Origin of the sequence: Pseudomonas sp. ArH3a (assembly GCF_022648765.1) — a bacterium.
Taxonomy (GTDB): Bacteria; Pseudomonadota; Gammaproteobacteria; order Pseudomonadales; family Pseudomonadaceae; genus Aquipseudomonas.
Map to the genome: position 1 here is coordinate 5622558 of NZ_CP080330.1, position 18148 is coordinate 5640705.

General features: G+C 59.2%; 15 protein-coding genes. 6 read left to right on the forward strand and 9 right to left on the reverse strand.

The window, feature by feature from the left end:
- Positions 1-80: 80 nt before the first annotated feature.
- Together K0P33_RS25815 and K0P33_RS25820 are read right to left on the reverse strand one after the other, a co-directional pair.
- The gene (locus tag K0P33_RS25815; RefSeq protein WP_094952428.1) at positions 81-923 is read right to left on the reverse strand and encodes a mechanosensitive ion channel domain-containing protein; all 843 of its coding nucleotides are present in this window, start codon (positions 921-923) and stop codon (positions 81-83) included.
- 136 nt (positions 924-1059) lie between these two features.
- Positions 1060-1545 (reverse strand): YajQ family cyclic di-GMP-binding protein, encoded by a 486-nt coding sequence (locus tag K0P33_RS25820; protein WP_053135814.1) that lies wholly within the window; start codon positions 1543-1545, stop codon positions 1060-1062.
- A gap of 123 nt (positions 1546-1668) precedes the next feature.
- Here K0P33_RS25820 and K0P33_RS25825 point away from each other — a divergent pair, with 123 nt between their 5' ends.
- The 3 genes from K0P33_RS25825 to K0P33_RS25835 are packed head-to-tail and all read left to right on the forward strand — an operon-like array spanning position 1669 to position 5250.
- Complete coding sequence (locus tag K0P33_RS25825; RefSeq protein ID WP_242152282.1) at positions 1669-2586, forward strand: putative 2-dehydropantoate 2-reductase; 918 nt, start codon at positions 1669-1671, stop codon at positions 2584-2586.
- Between the two features lie 46 nt (positions 2587-2632).
- The gene (locus K0P33_RS25830) at positions 2633-4669 is read left to right on the forward strand and encodes an ATP-binding protein (RefSeq protein ID WP_094952426.1); all 2037 of its coding nucleotides are present in this window, start codon (positions 2633-2635) and stop codon (positions 4667-4669) included.
- A 2-nt stretch (positions 4670-4671) separates the two neighbouring features.
- On the forward strand, positions 4672-5250 hold the full coding sequence (locus K0P33_RS25835; RefSeq protein ID WP_094952425.1) for a cob(I)yrinic acid a,c-diamide adenosyltransferase: 579 nt from the start codon (positions 4672-4674) through the stop codon (positions 5248-5250).
- Positions 5251-5358: 108 nt separating this feature from the next.
- Here the strand turns inward: K0P33_RS25835 and K0P33_RS25840 are convergent, their stop codons facing one another.
- The 3 genes from K0P33_RS25840 to secA form a co-directional block, all read right to left on the reverse strand.
- Positions 5359-6303, reverse strand: a complete 945-nt coding sequence (locus K0P33_RS25840) for a Nudix family hydrolase (protein ID WP_242152286.1) — start codon at positions 6301-6303, stop codon at positions 5359-5361.
- A 20-nt stretch (positions 6304-6323) separates the two neighbouring features.
- Positions 6324-7541 (reverse strand): bifunctional glutamate N-acetyltransferase/amino-acid acetyltransferase ArgJ, encoded by a 1218-nt coding sequence (gene argJ / locus K0P33_RS25845; protein WP_094952423.1) that lies wholly within the window; start codon positions 7539-7541, stop codon positions 6324-6326.
- A gap of 124 nt (positions 7542-7665) precedes the next feature.
- The gene (gene secA / locus K0P33_RS25850) at positions 7666-10401 is read right to left on the reverse strand and encodes a preprotein translocase subunit SecA (RefSeq protein WP_094952422.1); all 2736 of its coding nucleotides are present in this window, start codon (positions 10399-10401) and stop codon (positions 7666-7668) included.
- Between the two features lie 304 nt (positions 10402-10705).
- Between secA and K0P33_RS25855 the strand changes: the two genes are divergently transcribed.
- Complete coding sequence (locus K0P33_RS25855) at positions 10706-11161, forward strand: DciA family protein (protein ID WP_094952421.1); 456 nt, start codon at positions 10706-10708, stop codon at positions 11159-11161.
- A gap of 4 nt (positions 11162-11165) precedes the next feature.
- On the opposite strand, the gene K0P33_RS25860 is transcribed toward K0P33_RS25855, so the two are convergent.
- Positions 11166-12644 carry a helicase HerA-like domain-containing protein gene (locus K0P33_RS25860; protein WP_242152288.1) on the reverse strand — a complete coding sequence of 493 codons (1479 nt, stop codon included), beginning with the start codon at positions 12642-12644 and terminating at the stop codon, positions 11166-11168.
- Between the two features lie 222 nt (positions 12645-12866).
- Between K0P33_RS25860 and K0P33_RS25865 the strand changes: the two genes are divergently transcribed.
- The gene (locus K0P33_RS25865) at positions 12867-14759 is read left to right on the forward strand and encodes a methyl-accepting chemotaxis protein (RefSeq protein WP_242152290.1); all 1893 of its coding nucleotides are present in this window, start codon (positions 12867-12869) and stop codon (positions 14757-14759) included.
- 34 nt (positions 14760-14793) lie between these two features.
- On the opposite strand, the gene K0P33_RS25870 is transcribed toward K0P33_RS25865, so the two are convergent.
- Positions 14794-14964, reverse strand: a complete 171-nt coding sequence (locus K0P33_RS25870) for a hypothetical protein (RefSeq protein WP_176462980.1) — start codon at positions 14962-14964, stop codon at positions 14794-14796.
- 90 nt (positions 14965-15054) lie between these two features.
- Positions 15055-15903 carry a formyltetrahydrofolate deformylase gene (gene purU / locus K0P33_RS25875; RefSeq protein ID WP_019821236.1) on the reverse strand — a complete coding sequence of 283 codons (849 nt, stop codon included), beginning with the start codon at positions 15901-15903 and terminating at the stop codon, positions 15055-15057.
- Positions 15904-16251: 348 nt separating this feature from the next.
- Here purU and mvaT point away from each other — a divergent pair, with 348 nt between their 5' ends.
- Positions 16252-16626, forward strand: a complete 375-nt coding sequence (mvaT, locus tag K0P33_RS25880) for a histone-like nucleoid-structuring protein MvaT (RefSeq protein WP_005790963.1) — start codon at positions 16252-16254, stop codon at positions 16624-16626.
- Positions 16627-16716: 90 nt separating this feature from the next.
- Here the strand turns inward: mvaT and sbcB are convergent, their stop codons facing one another.
- On the reverse strand, positions 16717-18144 hold the full coding sequence (gene sbcB / locus K0P33_RS25885) for an exodeoxyribonuclease I (RefSeq protein ID WP_094952418.1): 1428 nt from the start codon (positions 18142-18144) through the stop codon (positions 16717-16719).
- Positions 18145-18148 lie beyond the last annotated feature (4 nt).

Sequence of the window (18148 nt, forward strand, 5' to 3'; positions counted from 1 at the left end):
TAACTAGCAAGCTAACTAACGAGATTAGCTGCCAGACTCGAACCTGACCTATCGGCCAAGTTCGAACCCTTGCCGCTTAGTTATTTGGCCGCTGGTTCCTGCATTACTCGAATAACCCGCTGTGGAAACGGAATATCAATCCCCGCCCCTTTCAAGCGATCACGCGCCAATTCATTAAGCATGAATACCACGTCCCAATAATCCGACGTCTTGGTCCAGCAGCGCAAAGACACGGTGATCGAACTGTCGCCCAAGGTCGACACCACAGCCACCGCCTCAGGATCTGTTAGCACGCGCGGGTCTTTCGCCAGTTCCAGCAGCACTTCACGGGCTTTCTGCAGGTCGGCTTCGTAGTCTACACCTACGTCAAACACCACCTTGCGGGTCGGCTGACGGTTGGTGTTGGTGATAATGCCGTTGGACAAGATGCCGTTCGGCACGATCACGGTTTTGTTGTCGCCGGTGCGCAGTACGGTGTGGAAGATCTGGATGCTGTCGACCGTACCCGAGGTGCCCTGGGCTTCGATCCAGTCACCAATGCGGAACGGGCGGAACAACAGAATCAGTACGCCACCGGCAAAGTTGGTCAGGCTGCCTTGCAGCGCCATGCCGATGGCAAAGCCTGCAGCTGCGATAGCCGCAACGAACGAAGTGGTTTCCACGCCAATCATCGAAGTCACGCTGATCACCAGCATGATCTTGAGCACGATGTTCACGATACTGGTAACAAAGCTCTGAAGCGCCAGGTCAGCGTTACGCATGGCCAACAGACGACCCATCTTGTGAGTCAGTTTGTTGATCAACCACCAGCCGATGGCCAGGGTGATAACGGCCAGCAATACCCGGCTGCCATATTCCATGATCATCGGGATCCATGACTGCGAGGTCTTGATCAGTTGATCCACTTCTGCGTTTAAATCCATGTAGCTTCTCCTATTTAGCGGATATGCGGCTTTATTGACTGCCTGAAAACGCAAATGAGCCCCGTGGGGCTCAAGTGTAGGCACAGACTCTGGGGCGTGGGACGTCAAAAACGCCTACAGGTTCCCCAAAGTGCCATCAGTCGCGGAAGTTATTGAACTGCAGCGGCATGTCGAAGGTCTTGGCGCGCAGGGCCGCGATCGCGTCCTGCAAATCATCACGCTTCTTGCCGGTAACGCGAACCTGCTCACCCTGGATGGCGGCCTGGACTTTCAGCTTGGCGTCCTTGATGTGCGCAACGATCTTCTTCGCCAACTCTTTGTCGATGCCTTCCTTGAGGACCGCTTCCTGCTTCATCAGCTTGCCGGAGGCGTAGGCATCCTTGATTTCAAGGCATTGCGCGTCGATCTTGCGCTTGACCAGCGACAGCTTGAGGATTTCGATCATCGCTTCCAGCTGGAAATCGGCTTCAGCGGTCAGGTTGACGGTCAGTTCCTTTTCCTTGAATTCGAAGCTGCCCTTGCCTTTCAAGTCATAGCGGCGGTCCAGTTCCTTGACGGCGTTCTCGACGGCGTTGGTGACTTCGTGTTTGTCCAGTTCGGATACCACGTCGAACGAAGGCATGTCATTTCTCCAATATAAGGGGCGGGCTCAGTAGAGATGGAGCGCGCCCGAGCTAAAATGCCGAGGCATTATAGCGGTTCTTTCGTCCCGTTCACTGTGAGCGACCCCACGGAGCATAAACTGATGTCGACCACCTGGCACATTCTCGGCGCCGGCAGCCTGGGCACACTCTGGGCCACCCGCCTGGCCCGCGCGGGCGTGCCCGTGAAGCTGATCTTGCGCGATGCTGCGCGCCTGGCCAGCTACCAGGCAGGACCTGGGCTGACGCTGGTCGAACAAGGCGTAGAACACACCTACCCGGTGATCGGCGAAATGCCCGACAGCCCTGAGCCGATTCATCGCCTGCTAGTGGCGTGCAAAGCCTACGACGCCCAAGGCGCCATCGCACAGCTGCAACACCGGCTGGAGCCGGATGCCGAACTGATCCTGCTGCAAAATGGCCTCGGCAGCCAGGACGCGGTGGCCGCACAGCTTCCCCAGGCCCGCTGTATCTTTGCCTCCAGCACCGAAGGCGCATTCCGCGATGGCGATTGGCGCGTGGTGTTTGCCGGCCACGGCTACACCTGGCTGGGCGATGCAGGCCACCCTACTCCACCGTTATGGCTGGACGACCTGCACGCCGCCGGCATTCCCCACGCCTGGAGCACCGACATTCTTACGCGCCTGTGGCGCAAACTGGCCCTCAATTGCGCCATTAACCCACTGACCGTGCTGTACCAGTGCCGCAACGGTGGCCTGCAGGATCATCAGTGTGAAGTCGCCACCTTGTGCGCCGAATTAAGCGAGTTACTCGAATGTTGCGGCCAGCCGGCGGCGGCCGAGGATCTGCACAATGAAGTGGAACGGGTGATCCAGGCCACAGCGGCCAACTACTCGTCCATGTATCAGGACGTGGCGAACGCCCGACGCACCGAAATCAGCTACCTGCTGGGCTATGCCTGCTCGGCCGCCGCCCGTCACCAATTGGTCCTGCCGCACCTGCAACAACTGCAATCGCGGCTGATCGACCACTTACGTGCACGCGGATTGGCCAGCAACTGAGGCACGCGCTACCCTGCCTACCTGTCTATCACCTGGGAAAACCCTGATGCCACTGCGCCAGCGTCTTGAAAATCTACCGGTAGGGCAGAAACTGCTGGCCGCCTTGCTGGTGTTGTTGACCACCGTATTGCTGGTGGCCAACCTGACGTTTATCAGTGCCGCCTATTGGATTTCCCAGGAGAGCATGGCGCCCCAGGCGCTGCAGGCCATCGGGCGTCTGGTGTCCAACCCGTCACTTGCCGCTGAAGGCCTGGAATCCCCAGCCAAGGCCGAAGCCTTGCTCAATGAACTGACCAGCTATTCGCCGCTGCGCGCCGCCGCGCTTTACGACGGCGAAGGCAACCGCCTGGCGCAGATGCAACACGGCAACCGTTTGCAGTTGCCGGAAAACTACCGGCATATCGAGGCCTGGCGCGTCACCGAGTTTCGCAGTAACCAGATCATCACCCTGCCCCGCACCGGCCAGCCTTCTGGGCACCTGCTGCTGGTGGCCACCAGTGAGCTGCCCGTGGCGTTCTATACCGGCACGCTGACCGCGAGCCTCGGCATCCTGATTTTCAGTGTGTTGCTCTGGCTGGTCATCGCCCGGCAGATCAAACGCCTGATCACCCGCCCGATCCACGAACTGGAAGAACTCTCGCGCCAGGTCACCCGCGAAGAAAACTATGCCCTGCGCGCCGGGCGCGGCAACCACGATGAAATCGGCAGCTTGGCCGAAGCGTTCAACACCATGTTGTCGCGCATCGAAGCCCGCGAGCAACAACTCAAGCGTGCGCGTGACGACTCCCAGGCCGCCTACGCTCAGGCTCAGGGCCTGGCCGAGGAAACACGCCACACCAACCGCAAGCTGGAACTGGAAGTCCAGGTACGCAGCAAGATCGAGAAAAAGCTCACTGGGTTTCAGAACTACCTGAACAGCATTATCGACTCGATGCCGTCGGCCCTGATCGCCCTGGACGAACAGCTCTACGTCACCCAGTGGAACCAGGAGGCCAGCGCGCTTTCCGGTACACGCCTGGATGAAGCGCTGAACCAGCCGATCTTCCTCGCCTTCCAACCGCTTAAGCCCTACCTGCCGCAAATCAAGGCCACGGTCGAGCGACACACGGTGGAACGCATTGAGCGCGTCACCTGGTTCAAGGACGATGAGGCCAAGCATTACGCCCTGACGTTCTACCCGTTGATGGGCGGCGCCGGGCGCGGCGTGGTGATCCGTATCGACGACATCACCCAGCGCCTGTCCCTGGAAGAAATGATGGTGCAGTCAGAAAAAATGCTCTCCGTCGGCGGCCTGGCGGCCGGCATGGCCCATGAGATCAATAACCCGTTGGGCGCGATCCTGCATAACGTGCAAAACATCCGCCGCCGCCTGTCCCCCGATCTGCCGAAGAACCTGGAACACGCCGAACAGTCGGGCATCGATCTCGATACGGTCAACCGCTACCTGCAAGGCCGCGAAGTCCCGCAACTGCTTGACGGCATCCAGCAAGCCGGCGCGCGGGCGGCGAAGATCGTCACCCATATGCTCAGTTTCAGCCGCCGCAGTAATCGCCAGATGGCGCCGTGCGATTTGCCGGCGCTGATCGACCAAGCGGTAGAAATTGCCGGTAACGACTTCGACCTCACGGTCGGCTTCGACTTCAAGGGCCTGGCGATCATCCGCCAGTTCGACCCGCAACTGGGCCCAGTGCCCGGCACCGCCAACGAACTGGAACAGGTGCTGCTCAACTTGCTGAAAAACGCTGCCCAAGCCATTCACCTGCGTGAAGACGGCCGCGAGCCTGGACGCATTATTTTGCGCACACGCCTCAATGCACCGTGGGCGGAGATCCAAGTGGAAGACAACGGCATCGGCATGAGCGAAAACGTGCGCAAACGCACCTTCGAGCCGTTTTTCACCACCAAGGAGATCGGCCAAGGCACTGGGCTTGGGCTGTCGGTGTCGTATTTCATCATCACCAATAACCATAAAGGCCAGATGGAAGTGCACTCCACCCTCGGCCAAGGCACGTGCTTCACCCTGCGCCTGCCCCTGGCCGGCAGCCAAATACCATCCTTTGACCTGACTCAACTGGAGCAATGACCATGGGCTTTCGCCTGTCGAAAATCTACACGCGTACCGGCGACAAAGGCGAAACAGGCTTGGGCGACGGCCGCCGCGTGCCCAAGGACCACCCACGGGTGGAGGCCATTGGCGAGGTGGACACGCTGAATAGCCAGTTGGGCTTGTTGTTGGCCAACCTTGAAGAGCAGAGCGGCAAACATCCGCAACTGAACGATGTGATTGAGGTGCTCACACCTTGCCAACATCGCCTGTTCGACCTGGGCGGTGAGCTAGCGATGCCGGTGTACAAGGCGTTGAATGCGGCTGAAGTCGACCGGCTTGAAGCGGCGATTGACCGCTGGAACGAGGAAGTCGGGCCGTTGGAAAACTTCATCTTGCCCGGTGGTTCAGCGCTGATTGCCCAGGCGCATGTGTGCCGCAGCCTGGCGCGCAGTGCGGAACGGCGGTGTCAGCAGTTGAATACGCTGGAACCGCTGGAGGGCGTGGGGTTGGCGTATATCAATCGGTTGTCGGATTTGTTGTTTGTGGCGGCGCGGGTGATTGCCAAGCGACAGGGGGTGGCTGAGGTGTTGTGGCAGGCGGCAGCGAAGCCACACTAAGATCGTTCCCACGCTCTGCGTGGGAATGCCTCTTGTGACGCTCCGCGTCACGCTTTGGGACGCGGAGCGTCCTCGGCTGCATTCCCACGCAGAGCGTGGGTACGATCATCAAACCTGCGGCCAGAACGCCCGAATCCCTGCCACACCCTGAGCCCCAGCTTCCCAAGCCTGTTCCCGCTCCGCCGGCCCAACGCCGCCCAACAGAAACACCGGCTTGCTGAACCCACGGATCAACTCGGCCACCTGCTCCCAACCCAATGGCTGAGCATCAGGATGCGTCTGGGTCGGCTGCACCGGCGACAGCGTGACAAAATCCACGTCCATCATTTGCGCCAGTGCCAGCTCTTCAGCGTTGTGGCATGAGGCCGCCAACCAGCGATCCTTCGGCAACGGCCGGCCCTTGCTCGCGTATTTACGCAACTGCGCCGACGTCATGTGCCAACCGGCCGCCGGGAAATCTCCCAGCCACTCGAACGGGCCCTTGAGCATCAACTGCGCCTTGCCAGCACACAAACCCACTGCATCCACCGCCAGGTCACGGTATTTCGGGTCGTAGCCATTAGGCGCACGCAACTGGATCAGCTTGATACCACCGGCAACAGCTTTCTGAATACCGCGCAGCAACACCGGGGTTTCCAGTTCGCCAGGGGTAATCAGGTACTCAGCCGGTAACCGCGCCGCCGCAACGATCGGGGCATTCGCCGCGGGGAACTCATAGTTGATCAAGTCCCGCGGGGTCACCCATTCCAACGGCTGCCCTTCGGCACCATGGGGCTCGCCGGTAAAGGCCGAGACTTCCCAGACATCCAGCAATACCTGCTTGTCCGGGTAGTCATGTTGCACCTTGATCAACGGCCGCGCCGTGGTGACCTGGATGCCCAGTTCTTCCTGCAACTCGCGAGACAGCGCGGCAGCGACCGATTCATCGGCCTCCACCTTGCCACCGGGAAACTCCCAGAGGCCGCCCTGGTGCTGGGTATCGGCGCGGCGTGCCAGCAGGATCCTGCCATCGACACCGCGGATCACCGCTGCTGCTACATGCACTCGTTTCACCGCACTTATCCTCTTGGCTGTCAGGTGCGGTATTCCGCATTGATCTTCACGTACTCGTGGGACAGGTCAGTGGTCCAGATGGTTTCGCTGCACTCACCGCGACCCAACTCAATACGGATGGTGATTTCTTCTTGCTGCATCACCGCCGAGCCCTGGGCTTCGGTATAGGTTTCGGCGCGGGCGCCACGGCTGGCAATGCACACGTCGCCGAGGAACACATCGATCTTGCTCACGTCCAGGTCCGGCACGCCGGCACGGCCTACCGCGGCGAGGATACGACCCCAGTTCGGGTCGGAGGCAAACAGTGCAGTCTTGATCAACGGCGAATGCGCCACGGTGTAGCCCACATCCAGGCATTCCTGGTGATTGCCGCCGCCGTTGACTTCAACCGTGACGAACTTGGTGGCGCCCTCGCCGTCACGCACGATGGCCTGAGCCACGTCCATGCACACCTCGAACACCGCCTGTTTCAGCGCCGCAAACAGCGGGCCTTCGGTGGACGTGATTTCCGGCAGGTTGGCCTGGCCGGTCGCGATCAGCATGCAGCAGTCGTTGGTCGAGGTATCGCCATCAATGGTGATGCGGTTGAACGACTTGTTGGCGCCGTCCAGCATCAGGCGTTGCAGCACGTCACGGGAGACTTTGGCGTCGGTGGCGATGTAGCCAAGCATGGTGGCCATGTTCGGGCGAATCATGCCCGCGCCTTTGCTGATGCCGGTGACGGTGACCGTCACGCCGTCGTGCACAAACTGACGGCTCGCGCCTTTTGGCAGGGTGTCGGTGGTCATGATGCCGGTGGCCGCAGCCGCCCAGTTATCCACAGACAGGTCATCCAGCGCGGCTTGCAGGGCGCCTTCGATTTTTTCCACCGGCAACGGCTCACCGATCACGCCGGTGGAGTACGGCAGCACTTGGCTGGCGTCCACGCCAGTAAGCGCAGCCAGCTTGGCGCAGGTGCGCGCGGCGGCCACCAGGCCTGGCTCGCCGGTGCCGGCGTTGGCGTTGCCGGTGTTGGTCAGCAAGTAGCGAATCGGCCCGGCCACGCGTTGCTTGGCCAGGATTACCGGCGCCGCGCAGAACGCGTTAAGGGTGAACACACCGGCGACGGTCGAGCCTTCGGCACAGCGCATCACCACCACATCCTTGCGCCCCGGGCGCTTGATGCCGGCCGAAGCGATACCGAGTTCAAAACCGGCAACCGGGTGCAATGTGGGCAAAGGACCAAGACCAACAGCCATGAATGCGCTCCTTAAAAATAGGTGATGTCTGTGCCGTCGCTATCGACGGTGGGAATTAATGGCAAAACGCCGCGACGGCTGATGCCGGTCGCGGCGCGGGGTGTTGCAGCGTCAGGCAAAAATCTTAGTTGATTTCGCCGTGGCAGTGTTTGAACTTCTTGCCCGAACCGCACCAGCACAGCTCGTTACGGCCCAGCTTCTGATCATTGCGAACCGGCGCTTGAGCCAAGGCCACATCGACCTCTTCGCCCAATACTTCAGGCGCGTCCAGGCCCGGCGCTTCGTCGTGCTGGAACTGCATGCGGGCCGCCAGTGCTTCGGCTTCCTGGCGCAGGCGAGCTTCTTCCTCGATCGGGTCTTCGCGACGCACCTGAACGTGGGACAGCACGCGAATCGAATCGCGCTTGATCGAATCCAGCAGCTCGGAGAACAGCGTGAACGACTCGCGCTTGTACTCTTGCTTCGGGTTCTTCTGGGCGTAGCCACGCAGGTGGATACCATGACGCAAGTGGTCCATGGTCGACAGGTGGTCTTTCCACAAGTCGTCCAGCACGCGCAGTACGATTTGCTTCTCGAAGGTGCGCAGTGCTTCGGCACTGGCCTGCTCTTCTTTCTCGTTGTATGCGGCCAGAAGCTCGGTCATCAGCTTCTCGCGCAGCGTCTCTTCGTACAGGTGGTCGTCTTCGTCCAGCCACTGCTGAACCGGCAAGTCGACACCGAAGTCGCTCTTCAATGCAGCTTCCAGACCGGCAACATCCCACTGTTCCGGCAGGGACTGTGGCGGAATATGTGCGCTGACGGTGGCGTTGAGCACGTCCTGACGGAAATCAGCGATGGTCTCGCCAATGTTGTCGGCGGCCAGCAACGTGTTACGCATGTGATAAATCACTTTACGCTGTTCGTTGTTGACGTCATCGAACTCGAGCAGTTGCTTACGAATATCGAAGTTGCGGCCTTCAACCTTGCGCTGGGCTTTCTCGATGGCGTTGGTCACCATGCGGTGCTCGATCGCTTCACCGGACTGCATGCCCAGGGCTTTCATGAAGTTCTTCACCCGATCAGAGGCGAAGATACGCATCAGGCTGTCTTCCAGCGACAGGTAGAAGCGGCTGGAACCGGCGTCACCCTGACGACCGGCACGACCACGCAACTGGTTGTCGATACGGCGCGATTCGTGACGCTCGGAAGCGATCACCTGCAGGCCGCCGGATTCCAGCACTGCCTGGTGGCGTTTCTGCCAGTCGGCCTTGATCTGGGCGATCTGCTCAGGGGTCGGATTGTCCAGCGAAGCCACTTCCACTTCCCAGTTACCGCCCAACAGGATGTCGGTACCACGACCGGCCATGTTGGTGGCGATGGTCAGCGCGCCTGGGCGACCGGCCTGGGCGATGATCTCGGCTTCTTTTTCGTGGAACTTGGCGTTGAGGACCTTGTGCTCGATGCCTTCCTTGTTGAGCAGGTTGGACACGTGCTCGGAAGTTTCGATGGTGGCGGTACCCACCAGGATCGGACGACCCTGGGCCATGCCGTCCTTGATGTCGTTGATGATTGCCGCGTATTTCTCTTCGGCAGTCAGGAACACCAGGTCGTTGAAGTCTTTACGCGCCAGCGGCTTGTTCGGTGGGATCACCATCACGGCCAGGCTGTAGATCTGGTGGAATTCGAACGCTTCGGTGTCGGCCGTACCGGTCATGCCGGACAGTTTGTTGTACAGACGGAAGTAGTTCTGGAAGGTGGTGGACGCCAACGTCTGGCTTTCGGCCTGGATGTTGAGCCCTTCCTTGGCTTCGATGGCCTGGTGCAGGCCTTCGGACAGACGACGACCCGGCATGGTACGACCGGTGTGTTCGTCAACCAGTACGACCTGGCCGTCCTGGACGATGTATTCAACGTTGCGGTGGAACAGCTTGTGGGCGCGCAGGCCGGCATACACGTGGGTCAACAGGCCCAGGTTGTGTGCCGAATACAGGCTTTCACCCTCGGCCAGCTCACCGATCTGGGTCAGCATGTCTTCAACGAACTGGTGACCGGCTTCGTTGAGTTCGACCTGACGGGTCTTCTCGTCGATGGAGAAGTGACCTTCTTTGGTCACCACGCCTTCCACTTCCTCGATGTGCTGCTCCAGACGCGGGATCAACTTGTTGATCTCGGTGTACAGACGCGAGCTGTCTTCGGCCTGGCCGGAGATGATCAGCGGGGTACGGGCTTCGTCGATGAGGATGGAGTCGACTTCGTCGATCACGGCAAAGTTGAGTTCGCGCTGGAATTTCTCATCCATGCTGAACGCCATGTTGTCGCGCAAGTAGTCGAAACCGAATTCGTTGTTGGTGCCGTAGGTAATGTCGCAAGCGTAGGCGGCGCGTTTCTCTTCCGGCGGCTGGAACGGCGTTACCACGCCGACGGTCAGGCCGAGGAATTCATACAGCGGACGCATCCAGTTGGCATCCCGGCGAGCCAGGTAGTCGTTCACCGTCACAACGTGCACGCCCTTGCCGGACAATGCGTTGAGGTAAACACCCAGGGTTGCCACCAGGGTCTTGCCTTCACCGGTGCGCATTTCGGCAATCATGCCTTCATGCAAGGTCATGCCGCCGATCAACTGGACGTCGAAGTGGCGCATGCCCATGACACGCTTACCGGCTTCACGGGCGACCGCAAAGGCTTCGGGAAGCAGCTTGTCGAGGGTTTCACCTTTGGCTATGCGGGCCTTGAACTCTTCGGTCTTGGCGCGCAATTGCTCGTCCGAAAGGGCAACCATCTGCTCTTCGAAGGCATTGACCAGCTGCACCGTCTTGAGCATGCGTTTAACTTCGCGCTCATTCTTGCTTCCAAAAAGTTTCTTTAACAAAGGCGCAAACATATCGGCAGGTTCTTCCACACATAGGGATGGAGGGCGCACCGTGAGTGGCCCGAGCAGCCCTCACGGCCGCATGCGAACGCGCATTCTACCCGGAATCGTGGGTGAGGAAAGTGGCGTTGTTCCTCGATGCTGGCATGGCGCTGTGAGAGGGCTTGTTTAAAATAAGGGCTTTTGCTGGAACTTCAACCCATGGAGCGCAGAAGTTACCTATTGATTTCATGGGCAAAGCTGGCTGACGCATGGCCTGGGGGCACACAGGCGCTTTCTGCTAAGATGGCGGCTCTGTTACCTAAGGTGTCTAGACATGGCATTTCGCCCTCTTACAGCCCGCGCGCCAAGCGTGTTGCTCCGCGAAGCCAAACCGTTGAAAGCCATCTTCGGCCACGCGCAGCGCCTGGGCCGTTTGCAACGCCTTTTAGAAAGCCAGCTGCAACCTGCCGCGCGGGAACATTGCCATGTGGCGTCCTGGCGCGAAGGTAATCTTCTATTAATTGTCACCGACGGTCATTGGGCCACCCGTTTGCGTTATCAGCAAAAACGCCTGCTGCGGCAATTGATGGCATTTGACGAGTTTGCCAGATTGACCCGTATCCAGTTCAAGGTGCAGCCACCCACTGCGCCACAACGCGCAGTGGGTCACAGCATAGACCTCTCGGTAAATGCGGCCGAAACCATCCAGGCCACGGCCGACGGCATAAGCGATCCGGGCTTGCGTGCAGCACTAGAGCGGTTGGCCGCCCACGCCAAGCCCAAAGCCTGAACCGCTACTTGCGCTTGCTGCCGCCTAGCAACGAGCCCAACAACCCCCGCACCAACTGACGCCCCATCTGATTGGCGGCCTGTTGCATCGCGGATTTAAGCGCCTTGCCGGCCGCAGTGCCCAAAAACGCGCCAGCCTTGTCGGTAAAGCTCGGCTCTTCGGCGGCGGGCTTGGCCTCTTCGCTCGGCCCCAGCTCCTTACGTGCCATCAGCACTTCATAGGCTGATTCACGATCAATCGGCTTGTCATAGCGCCCTTGCAACGGCGAACTGGCGATCAGTGCGGCACGTTCGGCCTCACTGAGTGGCCCAATGCGTGATTGCGGCGGCGCTACCAGCACGCGCTGGACCACTTCCGGCGTGCCTTTTTCCTGCAAGGTGCCCACCAGCGCCTCACCCGTGCCCAGTTCAGTCAGCACCGACAACGCATCAAACGCCGGGTTGGGCCGAAAACCATCCGCCACTGCGCGCAGGGATTTCTGCTCTTTCGTGGTGAACGCCCGCAAGCCGTGCTGAATACGCAGGCCGAGTTGCGCCAGGACCGTGTCAGGCAAATCACCTGGGGATTGCGTGACAAAGTACACGCCGACGCCTTTGGAGCGAATCAAGCGCACCACTTGTTCCAAGCGATCCTGCAAAGCCTTGGGCGTGTCCGCGAACAGCAAATGCGCCTCGTCGAAGAACAGCGCCAAGAGCGGTTTGTCAGCATCACCACGCTCAGGCAACTGTTCGAACAGCTCTGCGAGCAGCCATAGCAAGAAGGTCGCGTAGACTTTCGGCGCCTCATGCACCAAGCGGCTGGCATCCAGCAGATGGATGCGCCCGCGACCGTCACTGGCGGGCTGCAAAATATCTTCAAGTTGCAGGGCCGGCTCGCCAAACAAGGCCTCGGCGCCCTGCTGCTCAAGCACGGCCAGGCGCCGTAACAGCGCCTGGCTGGAGCCGGTGGTCATCAGCGCGGCATCGTCGCCCAGCAGTTCCGGGTGATAGCGCAAGTGGTTGAGCAACGCCTTGAGATCTTTGAGGTCCAGCAGCAATAGACCTTCGCGGTCCGCGACCTTGAAGGTGGCATAGAGCGCCGACTGCTGGCTGTCGGTGAGTTCCAACAGACTGCCCAGCAATAACGGCCCCATTTCGCTGATGGTGGTGCGCAGCGGATGACCGGATTGCCCGTGAATATCCCACAGCGTTACCGGATAAGCCTTCGCCGTGTAATTAAGGAAAGGCATGCCCGCGATGCGCTCGGCCACTTTACCTTGAGGGTTGGCCGCAGCCCCCAGGCCACACAGGTCGCCCTTGATATCAGCGGCGAACACGGCCACGCCCGCCTCACTGAAGGCCTCCGCCAGGAGCTGCAACGTGACGGTTTTACCTGTGCCGGTGGCACCGGCAATCAACCCATGACGGTTGGCCAGGCGCATGGCCTGGGCGATGGGCTGGCCGTCTGGGCCGGCGCCGATAAGCAGTTGCGAGGAGTCAGGCATTTCGTCACCTTTGGTTAATCTTTAGTGCAGCCAGGTCGATACAGACAGATGTAAGACCAACAAAGTCTAAAAATAGGTCAGATAGTGCCTGTGCGCATAGTTCCTACAGGAGGGACCCACAGAGCTATCATCCGCAGTATCACACCTTTTTTGACGCAGCCATTTTGCGCATCCCACAAAGACGCGCTTCGGATATTTAGACCCTAGCGGACCCTACAAGCCATGAATAAGAACCTGCGTTTCAGCCACAAAATCCTGCTTGCAGCCTCCCTTATCGTCATCGCCGCTTTCGCACTGTTTACCCTCTATAACGACTACCTGCAACGCAATGCGATTCGCGACGACCTCAATAACTACCTGCACGAAATGGGCGATGTCACCGCCAGCAATATCCAAACCTGGCTCACCGGGCGTATCGCCTTGGTGGAAAACGCTGCACAAAACATTGCTATCAACCCTGAACCCACCGTGATTACCAACCTGCTCGAGCAGAAAACCCTGACCTCCTCGTTCATGGCCACCTACGTGGGCGACAGCAAAGGCGCCTTTACCATCCGTCCCGACACCAAGATGCCGGACGGCTTCGACCCGCGGGTTCGCCCTTGGTACAAGGGCGCCCAGAGCAGCAACGGTTCGACCCTGACCGAACCTTATATTGACGCCGCTACCGGCCAGTTGATCATCTCCGTCGCCACTCCCAGCAGCACCAAATCCGGCCAAAGCATCGGCGTGGTAGGCGGCGACCTGAGCCTGCAAACCCTGGTGGATAACATCGGCGCGCTGAACTTCGGCGGCATGGGTTATGCGTTCCTAGTCAGTGCTGACGGCAAAGTGCTGGTGCACCCGGACAAGAGCCTGGTGATGAAAACCCTGGCTGACGTCTACCCAAAAAACACACCGAAGATCACGGGTAATTTCAGCGAAGTCCAGGCCAACGGCAAGGACAACATCGTGACCTTCACACCGATCAAGGGCTTGCCGTCAGTGAACTGGTACCTGGGCATTTCGGTGGATAAAGACAAATCCTTCGCCATGCTCAGCGAATTTCGCACCTCGGCAGTGATTGCCACGATCATTGCCGTGGTAATCATCATTGCGCTGCTGGGCATGCTGATCCGTGTGCTGCTGCAACCGCTGCACGTGATGACCCGCGCCATGCAGGACATCGCCGATGGCGAGGGTGACTTGACCCGCCGCTTGACCATCCAGAACAACGACGAGTTCGGTACGCTCGGTAATGCCTTCAATCGATTCGTGGAGCGGATTCATACATCGATTCGCGAAGTGTCCTCGGCCACCGAGCAAGTCAACGAAGTCGCTTTACGCGTGGTCAGCGCCTCCAACTCGTCGATGGTGAATTCCGATGAGCAGGCCAACCGCACTAATAGCGTCGCAGCGGCCATCAACGAGCTGGGCGCTGCGGCCCAGGAAATTGCGCGTAACGCCGCACAAGCCTCCAACCAGGCCAGCGACGCGCGGCACTTGGCCGAAGACGGTCAACAGGTGGTCGATCGTAATATCAAGGCGATGACCCAACTGTCCGCGATGATCAGCGCGTCCAGCAGCAATATCGAAGCGCTGAACAGCAAGACCGTGAATATCGGGCAGATTCTGGAAGTGATCACCAGCATCTCCCAGCAAACCAACCTGCTCGCGCTTAACGCCGCCATCGAAGCAGCACGTGCCGGGGAAGCCGGGCGCGGGTTTGCGGTCGTGGCCGATGAAGTGCGCAACTTGGCGCATCGCACGCAAGAGTCGGCGCAACAAGTGCAAAAGATGATCGAGGAGTTGCAAGTCGGCGCCAGAGATTCGGTCAGCACCATGAGTGAAAGCCAGCGCCACAGCCAGGACAGCGTGGAAATCGCCAACCTGGCCGGCGAGCGCCTGAACAGCGTGACCCAGCGCATCGGCGAGATCGACGGCATGAACCAGTCCGTGGCCACCGCCACCGAGGAACAAACCTCGGTGGTGGAGTCGATCAACATGGACATCACCGAGATCAACACCCTCAACCAGGAAGGTGTGGAAAACCTGCATTCAACCCTGCGCGCCTGCACCGACCTGGAACAACAGGCGGCGCGCTTGAAACAGTTGGTAGGCAGTTTCCGGATCTGATCCGCGTGCTCGCCGTCTCACAGGGCGGCGGGCGTTATTCGTCCTTGGTCCGGGATGGGCCCTGCTCACGCTCCCACAGTTCGGCGGCGCCAGGAAACTCGGTGCCGTCCTCGGCGTCGAGGTCATCCGGGTCATATCGACTCAAACAGCCTTCCCCCAGCGTCGCCGGGGCTTTGGAGGTGGCTTTGTCGAGTGGATCGCTCATCAATCAATCCTCAATGGCAGGCAAAGAAAAAGGGCCTGGGACGATTTAACGCCCAGGCCCTTTATTCTTCAATCGTTCAAAACGCGGTTATCAGAACACCACTGTCTTGTTGCCGTGCACCAGCACGCGATCTTCCAAGTGATAACGCAGGCCGCGCGCCAGCACCATCTTCTCGACATCACGGCCGAAACGCACCATGTCTTCAATGCTGTCGCTGTGGCTGACGCGCACCACGTCCTGCTCGATGATCGGGCCGGCGTCCAGTTCCTCGGTAACGTAGTGGCAGGTTGCGCCAATCAGCTTCACGCCACGCAGGGAGGCTTGGTGGTAAGGCTTGGCACCGACGAACGATGGCAGGAAGCTATGGTGAATGTTGATCACCTTACCGGCGTACTCACGGCACAGTTCCGGCGGCAGGATTTGCATGTAGCGCGCCAGCACTACCACGTCAGCGTCGTGCTGCTTCACCAGACGGGAAACCTCGGCAAACGCCGGCTCCTTGTCCTGCGGGTTGACCGGCACATGGTAGTAAGGAATGCCATGCCACTCGACCATGCTGCGCAGGTCGTCATGGTTGGAAATGACACAGGCGATCTCGCAGTCCAGCTCATCACTGTGCCAGCGGTGCAGCAGGTCGGCCAGGCAGTGCGATTCACGGCTGGCCATCAGCACAACGCGTTTTTTCTGCTCGGTGTCGGTGATGTGCCAGGTCATCGAAAACTCTTCGGCGATCGGCGCGAACGCTTCACGAAAGGCTTCAAGACCAAAGGGCAGCGTGTCGGCACGAATTTCGTGACGCATGAAAAACCAACCGCTGAGATCGTCCGAGTGATGGCTCGCCTCGGTGATCCAGCCGTTGTGGGAGGCCAGAAAGTTACTGACTTTGGCAACGATGCCAACCCGGTCCGGGCAAGCGATCACCAGCCGAAAAGTGCGCATTAGGGGGAAACTCCAGAACTTCGCAAAGGCCGCCATTCTATCGATTACGCAGAAAAACTGCAGTATTCCTTGCACCTTATTCTGTCCCCCCGCCCTGGGTACAGCCCTTAACAGCGTAAGGTTTTACAGCCGCTATATGGCCGTAAAATGTCACCTCGGGCAGTTATCGGAAAATAAACGAGATTATCTTTAGGCATACACCTACTAATTAACTCGATTGCGTAGCTTTGCTACAAACATTCAAAGTAATTCACATAAATGCATCCTTAAATGTTTACTTGCGCAAGTGGCCTGACTATTATTGGGCCACTTACCCTGTCAATCAGCGCTCTACATAAGGTAGTCCACATGTCTCTGATCAACGAATACCGTGCCACCGAAGAAGCTATTAAAGAGCTGCAAGCCCGTTTGAAGAACCTGTCCCAAGACGACAAGCTGCAAACCGAGCTGGAATTTGAAGGCAAACTGCGCACCCTGATGGGTGAATACTCCAAATCCCTGCGCGACATCATCGCGCTGCTGGATCCAGAGTCGAAAGTTAAAGCCCCTCGTGGCGCTGTGAAAACTACCGGCACCAAGCGTGCTCGCAAGGTCAAGCAATACAAGAACCCGCACAACGGCGAAGTGATTGAAACCAAAGGTGGCAACCACAAGACTCTGAAAGAGTGGAAAGCCAAGTGGGGCGGCGACGTAGTTGAAGGCTGGGCTACCCTGCTGGGCTAAGCCTGGTCGGGCACTCGCCTGATATGCAGCAAAATAAAACGCCAGCTTGCTGGCGTTTTTTTATTGTCCGAATAATCTGCAATTACCGGCCTACAGATTCAGGCGAGCGGCTAAAGAGTCGGCATATTCCTGCCATTGATCCACGACCTGGCACTGAAACGATGTGGCAGTAACAGCCAACTCTTCCCGCGCCCGTTTAAATGCCGAGAGGGTATTGGGCGCCCCCCATTCCGGCGCCGACAACCGTTGCTGGCAAAAAAGTTTCCAGCGCTGTTGCTCCTCGATGTTCAAGGTGTCCGGGAAGTTACGCGCGCGGTAGCGGAATAATAATTCCGGCAAACGATGATCATCAAAAGGCCACTGCTGATGTGCCAGATGAGCAGGCTCAGCCGCCCGGACTTGTTCACATAAACGACGGTCGCGGTCGCCAATAAAACCATCATAGAGCTGTTGCTCCGGGTCTGAACTCGGCGCAAAGTCGTCCTCGGCGTAAATGGCCGCCAACTTATCGCGCCAAACTTCCTGTGCGTCAGTTAGTCGCACCGCCCGCGCCTGACACACCTGCATATCCAACTGAAGTCGCTCACGGTCCTGAGCCCGCAGCACATTCAATGGGGCAACCACCGGGCAGCGGTTGATATGCAACAACTTGAGCGGCACTGGCAGCTCCCCTTCCGCCAGCTCATCACGGCGCGTGTAGAGGCGCCGGCGCAAAGTATCGGCGTCCAGGTCCAGCAAACCCTGCGGGTCGAGCCCAAGGTCACAGACAATCAACGCATTACGATTGCGCGGGTGCCAGGCCAGAGGCAGTACCACGCCCAAGTAATGACGCTCAGCGGAAAAGCGCCCAGAAATATGCACCATGGGTTGCAGCAGCCGCACCTGATCCATCACTCGCTGCTTGCTGCGCAGCTGAAACAGCCATTCATATAACTTGGGCTGTTTCTCACGGACCAGGCGCGCCAAGGCAATCGTGGCACGCACGTCCGACAGGGCATCGTGGGCCTGGCCATGATCAATGCCGTTGGCCTCGGTCAAGCGCTCAAGCTTGAGCGTCACGCGCCCATCCTGCTCAGGCCACTCAATACCTTCCGGGCGCAGCGCGTAGGCCGTGCGCACGACATCGATCAAATCCCAACGACTGTTACCGCCCTGCCACTCGCGGGCGTAGGGGTCAAAAAAGTTGCGGTACAGGCTGTAACGCGTCATTTCATCATCAAATCGCAGGGTGTTGTAACCGGCGCCACAGGTACCTGGCGCAGCCAACTCGGCATGCACTCGGGTCATGAAATCAGCTTCGGCCAAGCCCTTTTCCGCCAGGATACCGGGGGTGATACCGGTGATCGCGCAGGCGACCGGGTGAGGCAGGATATCGTCACTGGGCTGGCAATAAAGATTGACCGGCGGGCCGACCTCGTTGAGTTCGAGGTCGGTACGAATACCGGCGACCTGCAGCGGGCGATCGCTGCGCGGGTTAATGCCGGTGGTTTCATAGTCGTACCAGAAAATAGAGGTCACGGGC